The organism is Psychrobacter sp. SHUES1 (assembly GCF_001652315.1).
In the GTDB taxonomy this organism is placed as follows: Bacteria; Pseudomonadota; Gammaproteobacteria; order Pseudomonadales; family Moraxellaceae; genus Psychrobacter; species Psychrobacter faecalis.
On record NZ_LXWA01000059.1, the window covers coordinates 18590 to 27183 of the forward strand.

Here is an 8594-nt window from a genome sequence, read left to right on the forward strand (position 1 = left end):
TTCAATAAAACTTGTTTAGTTTTTAGGTCATTTTTGGAGCGCACTATATTGGATAAACACCCTAAAAATGGCTGGCTTAAGTCGCTATTACTCTCCCTCATGCACAGGTTAAAGCAATTTGCCCAGCTCTGGTCGCTACAAACGCTACTGGATCTCCCCGATCGCCTAAAAAATCTGTGGCAGCAGCTCATTGGTTCTTATTGGTTTATTCCCAGCGCTTGTGTGTTAGTGGGTATTCTACTCGCGCCCATATTGGTCACGATTGATGAACATTTTGACCGCGAGACGGTTAGAGAGCTAAGCTTCGCCTTTACCGGCGATGATGAGGCTGCCCGCGCTATCATGACCACCATTGCTGGTGCCGTACTCGGTGTCGCTGGGACTACTTTTTCAATTACCATTGCCGTATTATCGATGGCGTCTTCGCAATTTGGTCCGCGACTGCTGCGTAATTTTTTGACCGATACGCCCAATCAGTTTGTTTTAGGCGCGTTTATTGGCACCTTTAGCTATAGTTTATTGGTATTAAAAGCGATCCATAAATACGATGTTGCCTTTGGTGTGCCGCAATTGGCTGTGACCTTTGGTATTATCATGGCGATTATTTGCGCTTTATTGTTGGTGTATTTTGTGCAGCATATGGTGCATGCGATTCAGGCATCGCATGTGATCGAAGGCGCCAGTAATGAGGCGATTAAAAATATTCACTACTGGTATAAAGACCGCTGTGATATCAAGCATCAACGTGATGTTGTGCATCAGGATGTCGAACAGTTTCACACTTGGTCTGCAACGCCGATTTATGCGCCAAGCTCGGGATATTTACAGCAAATCTATCTTAAGTCACTGGTAACTCTGAGCCAAGATTATGCAGGCGTGGTGCAAATTAATGCCAATCTTGGTAATTTTGTCACTGATAGAAATATTATTGGCTATTTTTATCAGCGCCCAGCCAACCATCCAGACAATCGCCAGCAGACCAACACGCCAAAACTTGCTATTGTGCCGCGCGCCCCAGATAGCTTGTTTTGGCAGCGCTTTGCTGGTTGTATCCGTATTGAGCAGCGCCTAAGCCATTCTAACGATATCGCTTATAGTTTAGGACAAATGACCGAAATTGCGGCACGCGCCCTCTCTCCAGGAATTAACGATCCCAAAACTGCGGTCAATTGCGTACAGTCTTTGACCAGCTGCCTTAGCATCATGATGCGTCGTCAGCCGCCAAGCCCCTATCATTTTTATATACCAAGTCCAGACAAGTCGACTTCAAAGCAATCAACACCAAATCAATCAACCTCAAAGCAACCTGCGCCAGATAAAGCAAACTCGGAAAGCAGCACTATTGAAAACGTAAGTCATGAACCACGCGACGCCATATTAGCCGTCGTGACTCATACCCCTAAAATATCCGACTTTATCGATACATCGCTTGGCGAGATACGGCGTTACGCGACCGCAGACTTGATGGTGTTAAAGGCGCTTTGTCAGGCAATGGTAGACCTTAATTATGCCAAAGTTAATAATGCTCAGCAGCAAACGTTACTACATGAGCTGACATTGATTGAACGTGCGGGACAAGACAATCTTAGCTATCAAGCCTTGGTCGACGACCTAAGCGCCATGTGTGCGCAGGCCAAGCAGTTTATTCTCAGCGACAATGACCAACACCAATACTTTGCTTATGTCGCTAAGTTCGATGCTCATATTCATCAAGCTCTACAAACGCAATCAAGATAGCGTTTAAAACGATCTTTATTACTAAAAATAAGTTTGTCATTCATAACTGGTAAGCCAGCACAAAAATAACTAAAATAAAACCCCGTTAATCCTCCTAAGTCCTAAAATTGGGACGACTTTTTATCATTATTTGAGACCTTTTTATGGCCCCTACCAGCAGCTTGACCGTACTAGAAATCAGCGCTATTTTTTTATCGATTACTGCCTTATTAACTTATGTCAATCATCGCTTTATCGGCTTACCAACGACTATCGGCGTGATGGTTATCTCCATCCTATTATCTATCGGCGCGATATTTTTGGGCTTTTTAGGTTTTGATCAGCTGATTGATTACGAAGTGAGCTTATTAGAACAGCTTGATTTTACCGAAGTCTTATTGGACGGCATGCTGTCTATGTTGCTCTTTGCGGGCGCGCTACACGTCAATATTGGCGATTTAAAACGTTATAAACTGCCCATCGGTATCCTTGCTTGTATTGGCACCATCGTATCAGCACTATTAATTGCCGCTGCTCTGTACTTTATGCTGCCGCTATTTGGTTTTGGCCTGCCGTTTTTGTGGTGTTTATTATTTGGCGCTTTGATATCACCGACCGATCCAATCGCTGTGATGGGTATTTTGGCCTCAGCTGGCGCACCAAAAAGCATTGAAACAGTCATTGCGGGTGAGTCGCTATTTAATGATGGTATCGGCGTGGTTATTTTTGTCCTGCTGCTCGGTATTTTATCCAGTGGCGATATCCCAACGGCCAATTATGTTGCCCATACCTTAGCCATTGAAGCTGGTGGCGGTATAGTCTTTGGCTTAGTGCTCGGCACAGTTTTGTATTATATGCTCAAAAGCATCGACAGCTACCAAGAAGAGGTGTTATTAACGCTAGCAGGCGTCATAGGCGGCTACGCACTCGCCAGTCATTGGCATTTATCAGGGCCACTTGCGATGGTGATGATGGGCCTAATGGTTGGTAATCGTGGACGGGCACTAGCGATGAGTGATAAAACGCGGCATTATATTGATTTATTTTGGGAATTAATTGATGAGATTCTTAACGCCATTTTATTTGTCTTGATTGGCTTAGAGGTTGTCATGATTGCGTATTCGGGCAACTTATTTATCGCTGCTGGTTTGACCATTGTTATCGCCCTAGTTGCGCGCTTTATCGTCGTTGGTATGACCACCAAAACCTTTCATCGTCAGCTTGATTTGCCAAAAGGCGCGTGGAAAGTGCTGACATGGGGCGGATTGCGCGGTGGCATTTCGGTTGCTTTGGTGTTGCAGCTGCCAGCAGGCGGCGAGCGCGATATTTTATTGGCGCTGACTTATGCGGTAGTGATATTCTCTATTTTGGTACAAGGTTTGAGCGTTGGTAAAGTCGCCAAAAGCATTCGTACCGACGAGAAATTCGCAGAGATATAAGCTTTACATAGTTTTCATTTAGCCGTTTTAGTAAAAGAAATGCCAGTATAAGTATCATCGCTTATACTGGCTTTTTTAGGTCTATTGAACCCGTGTATTGGTTTGTATCACAGCCTAGTTATATCAAACCTTTTCGCTTCATATTGCGATAAACCACGATCACGATAATAATATTTGATATTAAGATGGCAAGTTTAAACCAGTCAAATGGGCTAGCAAACAAATAATAAAGCTCAATAGGAATAAATATTCCGTAGCCCAATACTCCAAACCAATATGCCCAAGTTTTATCTTGCCACAAACCATAGGCTTCAAGAAAGCGCAAACTGGCATAGGCAAAAATGAGCAATAAAAATACTGGCCAATTTTTGCTTGCCTGCTGCGCTATGCGTACCGCACTATCAACTTGTGGTGCTAGTAGTTGCCCAAAGACTTGCTGCCAAGACGCAGTCGCTGTCGTTAGCCAATGCTCAAGGTTACTATGCCAGGACCATAAAGCCCCCGCCCCTAATAGTGCCCCAATACCTTTGACCATCTCATAGATTGCCACCGCCTTGATCGATTCGCTAGAGGTACTAGCGCCACTGCGCGGTGTATGCGGCTGGCTGGTTAAATCTTGGTTATTATCCTTCGAGGATGGTAGCAGACTGTCATCCTGTCTGGGCAAATTAGGCAAAGAAAGTCTCCACCACACGGCCCTGCAACTGCTCATTAAAGAACGGCGTATTTTTACCATTTGACAGCATGGTTTCTGTGGTTACTTGCCACTCAAGATTAGGATCGACCAACACCGCGCCGCCGATACTTGCATACTGCTCATTAATGCCCGCAATTTTTGCTGGGTTCAGACAGATTTTATCGACCAGTTGCTCAAGCGTTAATACTTCATCGCGTACCAACTGACATGCCAGCGCCATAAAGGTGTCAAAGTTTGAGATACCGGGCGTACTCTCAGCAAAGGGTGCTTTTTTAGCGGTACTGTTTAGCGGCTCATGGTGACTGCAAATCGCATCAATTGTGCCGTCTTTTAGCCCGCGGCGAATGGCTTGCTGATCGGTATTACTACGCAGCGGTGGTAGCACATAGGCTTGGGCATTAAAGCCTTTTAAATTATCATCGGTGAGATACAGCTGATGCATCGCCACATCGCAAGTCACTGGCAGACCTTTGTCTTTCGCCCAGCGCATCAGCTCAATCGAAGACTTACAAGATAATTGACTAAAATGTGCGGCAATACCTGTTTCTTCTACCATCAATAACTGTGTCGATAAAGCAACCGTTTCCGCAATCCAAGGAATCCCTTGTAAACCATGATATGAGGCGATATAACCTTCATGTGCCACGCCATCACCAGACAAACTTGGCTCGTCAGGATAAAAGAATACTTTCATGCCAAAAGTCGCCGCATACTCCAAAGTACGCAGTAACACTAAGTCATTACCAAAAGGTCGACGCGCATTAGAAACTGCGATACAGCCGCCTTTTTTCAGACCAGCGATATTTGATGGTCGCTCGCCTTCTAAGCCTGCGGTCAGCGCTCCTAAAACATGCAAATAAATACCACCATCACTCAGTGCCCGCTCACGCAAGCCTTTTAATAGCGAGCCATTTTCTAAAATGGGGTTGGTATCGGGTGGAATCACCACGTGCAAAAAACCATTGCCACGGGCCGCCCGCCCTTCTGACTCTAACGTACCGTGTTGTTGTTGACCTGGTTCGCGTAAGCGGGCGCATAAATCAACCAAGGGTGGCAGCAGCCACATTTCGCGCTCTGACTCAAGAGAAGCCAGCTTATCGGTTACTGTGCTTGGTAGCGCGTCTTTAAATGCTTGAGGAAGATGGTTAATTATCGGTGTATCCGTATTTAACGTAGTAGACATGAGCGTTATTACCGTATCAATAAAATGAGATAAATAAATATAAAACAGTGCAGCAGAGTATTATTGACTCGCAGCTTGATGCGCGCGCTGACCTTCCATTGCCAGTGACAATACTGCCATGCGGATCGCAATGCCATTGTTTACCTGCTTCAAAATCACAGACTGGTCACCATCGGCAACGCTTGAGGCAATCTCAACCCCGCGATTCATTGGTCCTGGATGCATCACCAACGCATCGGGTTTAGCCAGTGCTAGGCGTTCAGGCGTAATACCATAGTGTTTATAATATTCACTCGACGACGCCAGCAGCGGCGAGCCGATACGCTCATTTTGTATTCTTAATCCCATAATGACATCACAGTCGGTGACGCATTCGTTCATATCTTCATAAACTTGCACGCCAAAACGCTCAATACCTTTGGGTAATAAGGTACGCGGCGCACAGACACGAATATCTTTGACGCCTAAGGTTTGCAGCGCACTGATATCTGAGCGCGCGACCCGTGAATGCTTAATATCGCCGATGATGGCTACGGACAATTCTTCAAACGGGCGCGGTGCTTCACGGTGAATGGTGAGCATATCGAGCATACCTTGCGTCGGATGCGCATGCCAGCCATCACCGCCATTAATGATAGCAATATCAGGCGTCACTTCGGTTGCCATAAAATGCGCCGCCCCTGACGCTGAATGCCGTACCACAAAAATATCCGCTGTCATCGCTTGTAGATTCCACAGGGTATCGCGCAAGCTCTCGCCTTTTTTGGTACTAGAGCGCTCAATATCGATATTGAGCACATTGGCACCGAGACGCTTTTCAGCGACTTCAAAGGTGGTGCGCGTGCGCGTTGACGGTTCAAAAAACAAATTCATCACCGTATAGCCTTCAAGCTCAGGACGATTAATCAGTTGCCCATTATCATCAAAAAATGTCTCTGCTTTGGCAATAATTGCCTGCAATTGCGCTTTACTTAAACCCTCTACCCCTAAAAAATGGCGGATACTGCCATCATTATTGAGCTGCGGACGACTGAGCGAGGCGTTGAGCTTTTGATGAATGGTCTCAGGATCAAACTTGGCATAATCAGTCGGCGAAACGGTTGGTGTTGAGCGACTATCGATAGAATTTGACATAATGGCACATCTTTATTGTTAGGTTATATGAGGTGATTATCATTATTTAGGCGTTTTACGCTCGTTAAGCACACAGACAAGGACATTTTGGCACTTATTTGCTACAATTTAGCGCAATGACAAACAACCTTAAAAGGTAGCTTTTGGCGTCTTATTGAGCAATGGCTCTAGACATATAGCAAACCTTATCAAAAGCCACTTATTAACACCATAAATAAATAATCTTAGCGCTAGTGTAGCTGATTTTGTGGTCAGGACAAAGACGCCTTATTGGGTATTTAAAAATTTGCCAAATTTAGGCAGATTACATGTGGCCTAATCGTCTCTCAAAATTTTATATAATTTTTACTCTCATTTGTCTTATTTTTAAAAGTATTCATTTCAATACTATCTATTTTAACAGCCTTTATCAGGAAGCATTATGACAACCTTAGCAAATTATCTAAACGCTCATGCAAGTAATCCAGCACTTAATGACGTGATTACCACTGTTACTGATGTCGGTAAAACCATCTCGCAGTTATTGAGAAAAGGGGCATTAGCAGATATCTTAGGTGAAGCAGGCAACCAAAATGTCCAAGGTGAAGAGCAGAAAAAACTCGACGTCTTAGCTAACGATTTATTATTAGAGGCGTTGGCAAACAACACGCATTGTGCAGGCGTTGCCTCAGAAGAGCTCGACGATGCTACCCCTGCTAATGCTGATGGTAGCTTGCTCGTATTGTTCGATCCGCTTGATGGCTCATCAAATATTGATATCAATATGGCCGTCGGTACCATCTTCTCTATTTTGCCCTACCAACGCCAAGGTCAAGTCAGTGAAAATAGCGATTTTTTACAAGCGGGTAATCAACAGCTAGCCGCCGGTTATTTGCTATATGGCACCTCTACGGTACTGGCATTAACCATTGCCGATAATGTCGTGATGTTTAGCTTAGACCCTGATAGCAATGTCTATGTGCTGATAGAAGAAGATGTCCAGATTGATGTAGATACTAGTGAATACGCTATCAACGCTTCAAACTATCGCTATTGGCAAGCGCCTATGCAGCAATATATCAACGAGCTCATCGCTGGCAAGACCGGTGTGCGCGGCCGTGACTTTAACACGCGCTGGGTGGCAGCGATGGTCGGTGATGTACATCGTATTTTATGTCGCGGCGGTTTATTCACCTATCCGTTTGACACCAAAGATGCCAGTAAAGCCGGCAAGTTACGCTTGATGTATGAAGCCAATCCGATGAGCTTATTGATTGAGCGCGCGGGCGGTGCTGCTACCGACGCGGTGCAGCGTATCTTGGATATAGAACCAACTGATATTCACCAACGTGTCCCTGTGGTACTTGGCAGTAAAAACGAAGTCGATTACGTTAAAAATCTACATTTAAAACATACTGATAAATAAATCACTTGCACCCAATTTGATAATAATCGGCATATAGCGGCATAAATGATCGCCTTTACGCTGATTATTCAAACTCTTCATATTTTTTAAGCGATCCATTATGGTAGCAAATCCAACCGAGCTGATTACCTCAGATAAAAATACCAGTATCAAGTTGGTTAAAGGCTTATTGACACAAGCGCGCCAGCGTACGAAACAAGGTCAGACCGTCATCGAGGGCGTACATCTTATCGATGCCGCCCTGCGTAGCGATTACCCATTTGTGCAAATATTGCTGTCTGAATCGGCACATCAACATCCCGAAGTTCAGCAGCTTTTGACGCGCTTGCCGACTTATACACCTATTTTGACTTTAGCAGATAGTCTGTATGAAGGTATTCGTAGTTTGGGTACTGGCATCGATATCATGGCGCTGATTAACATTCCAACGCCTAGTATTAAAGCCATCAATGATGACTGCTTGATTCTGAACGATGTCCAAGACAGCGGCAATGTCGGTACGCTACTGCGCACGGCGGCGGCGGTTGGCATTAAAAATATACTTTGTACCAGTTCAACAGCGCAAGCGTGGTCACCAAAAACGCTCAGAGCAGGTATGGGCGCACAGTTTGCCCTTACCATTTATGAAGGGTTAAGCGTGCAAGATATTTTAGATTATGTACAAACGCCACTATTTGCCACCAGCTCACATACCGATACGGTCATTTATCAACACGACTTAAAAAAACCTATTGCTTGGATTATGGGACATGAAGGCCAAGGTGTGTGCGACGAGCTAATGCAATGCGCGACCCCTATTGCCTTGCCGCAGCCTAATGGGCAAGAAAGCCTGAATGTCGCTATCGCAGGGTCATTGTGCTTGTATGAGACATTGCGACAAAGGGAATATAGCTAATATTGTGGTGTAATGGACAAAATTCATGCTAAAAAGTAGAAGGTAGTCGCTAATGGACATAATTCATGCTATTTGAGTGACTTTGACCCTAAAAAGTCTTTAATAAACCGCAACTTACGCTGCTC

General features: G+C 44.8%; 7 protein-coding genes. 4 read left to right on the forward strand and 3 right to left on the reverse strand.

Annotated features, from left to right (window positions below):
* The first annotated feature begins 99 nt into the window (after nt 1-99).
* Both A7325_RS08240 and A7325_RS08245 read left to right on the forward strand, forming a co-directional pair.
* On the forward strand, nt 100-1737 hold the full coding sequence (locus A7325_RS08240) for a DUF2254 domain-containing protein (protein ID WP_156508518.1): 1638 nt from the start codon (nt 100-102) through the stop codon (nt 1735-1737).
* 143 nt (nt 1738-1880) lie between these two features.
* Nucleotides 1881-3155, forward strand: coding sequence for a cation:proton antiporter (locus A7325_RS08245; RefSeq protein ID WP_068406813.1), 1275 nt, complete (start codon nt 1881-1883; stop codon nt 3153-3155).
* A gap of 118 nt (nt 3156-3273) precedes the next feature.
* Here A7325_RS08245 and A7325_RS08250 read toward each other — a convergent pair whose 3' ends face one another.
* From A7325_RS08250 to A7325_RS08260, 3 genes are read right to left on the reverse strand one after another with little or no spacing between them, the layout of a single operon-like run.
* On the reverse strand, nt 3274-3831 hold the full coding sequence (locus A7325_RS08250; RefSeq protein WP_068406816.1) for a DUF2127 domain-containing protein: 558 nt from the start codon (nt 3829-3831) through the stop codon (nt 3274-3276).
* Nucleotides 3824-5035 (reverse strand): dihydroorotase, encoded by a 1212-nt coding sequence (locus tag A7325_RS08255; RefSeq protein ID WP_068406818.1) that lies wholly within the window; start codon nt 5033-5035, stop codon nt 3824-3826. Before A7325_RS08255 ends, A7325_RS08250 begins: the two co-directional genes overlap by 8 nt.
* A 60-nt stretch (nt 5036-5095) precedes the next feature.
* The gene (locus A7325_RS08260) at nt 5096-6169 is read right to left on the reverse strand and encodes an aspartate carbamoyltransferase catalytic subunit (protein WP_068406823.1); all 1074 of its coding nucleotides are present in this window, start codon (nt 6167-6169) and stop codon (nt 5096-5098) included.
* Nucleotides 6170-6590: 421 nt separating this feature from the next.
* On the opposite strand from A7325_RS08260, the gene A7325_RS08265 reads away from it, so the two are divergent.
* Nucleotides 6591-7574: a class 1 fructose-bisphosphatase gene (locus tag A7325_RS08265; protein ID WP_068406826.1), complete on the forward strand. Its 984-nt coding sequence runs from the start codon at nt 6591-6593 to the stop codon at nt 7572-7574.
* A gap of 100 nt (nt 7575-7674) precedes the next feature.
* A complete protein-coding gene (locus A7325_RS08270; protein ID WP_068406829.1) occupies nt 7675-8469 on the forward strand; it encodes a TrmH family RNA methyltransferase in 795 nt (264 codons plus the stop codon).
* Nucleotides 8470-8594 lie beyond the last annotated feature (125 nt).